Source organism: Deltaproteobacteria bacterium, from assembly GCA_011773515.1.
In the GTDB taxonomy this organism is placed as follows: domain Bacteria; phylum Desulfobacterota; class Deferrimicrobia; order J040; family J040; genus WVXK01.
Window position 1 is genome coordinate 406 of record WVXK01000082.1, and the last position, 982, is coordinate 1,387.

The window sequence follows — 982 nt, forward strand, 5'->3', positions numbered from 1 at the left end:
CCGTGTCGCTTCCAAAAGTCCCCCACATAGTTCTGCTCCAGCCAGGTGGCAGCAGGCAGGAAAATGTCGGCCAGTTCTGCCGTTGGGGTCAGAAAGAAATCAATCACAGCCAGAAAGTCTATCTTCTCTAGAGCCTTGTACACCTCTGTAGCATTGGCCCTGGTGATCACCGGGTTGCTGCCGCACAGCAGAGCAGCCTTCAGCGGGTATGGTTTCCCGGTCAGGATGGCGTCCCATGCTGGCTTAGGGGTGATAAGGGCCACTCGTGAGGCCAGTTTATATTGTTCTCCTCCCAACCGTTTCTTCCACTGCTCCCGAGGAAGGTCTTTGTGACGACCGAACTCGGAGACCACCCTCACCGGAGGCGGCACAAATAAGACGTTCCCTCCGGGCGCGTCCAGATTGCCCGTTACCGCCATCAGTCCTGTCATGAGGCGTGTGCAGTCGGTGCAGTTAATGCTCTGTTCCGTGGGTACGCCCCAATGCAGGGCCGCCGGTTTCGTGGTGGCATACATCTTGGCCGCCTTCCGGATGAGATCCTGCTTAACCCAGGTGATCTCTTCCACCCGTTCCAGCGGATACTCCTGCACCCTTTCCTTGAAGGCATCCCAGCCGTGGACGTATTTACCCACGAACTCGCTATCGTAAAGCCCTTCCTCAATGATCACGTTGAGGAAGCCCATGGCCAGGGCGGCATCTGTCCCCGGGCGGATTTGAAGCCAAAGGTCCGCCCTGTTAGCCAGAAATCCCTTTCGAGGATCTATGACGATCAGCTTGGCTCCTTTTTTATAGGCTCTCCAGAAACCCTCCCCCTTGTACTCGTCCGGGTTGGTCCACAGTGGGTTACAGCCCCACATAACGATGCATTTTGGCTCACCCTCGTAGTCACACACAGGCAGATTGCCACAAGTGATCAGGGTCGCCCCAACACGGGAGACATAACACATGTGTCCCGCCGTGAGGACATTGGGCGTGCCCAAGA

1 protein-coding gene is annotated in these 982 nt (G+C 56.7%); it reads right to left on the minus strand.

Annotated features, from left to right (window positions below; translation table 11 throughout):
• Nucleotides 1-893 (minus strand): molybdopterin-dependent oxidoreductase (locus GTN70_09400; GenBank protein ID NIO17198.1); only part of this gene is annotated, 893 nt, incomplete at its 3' end.
• Nucleotides 894-982: the final 89 nt, after the last annotated feature.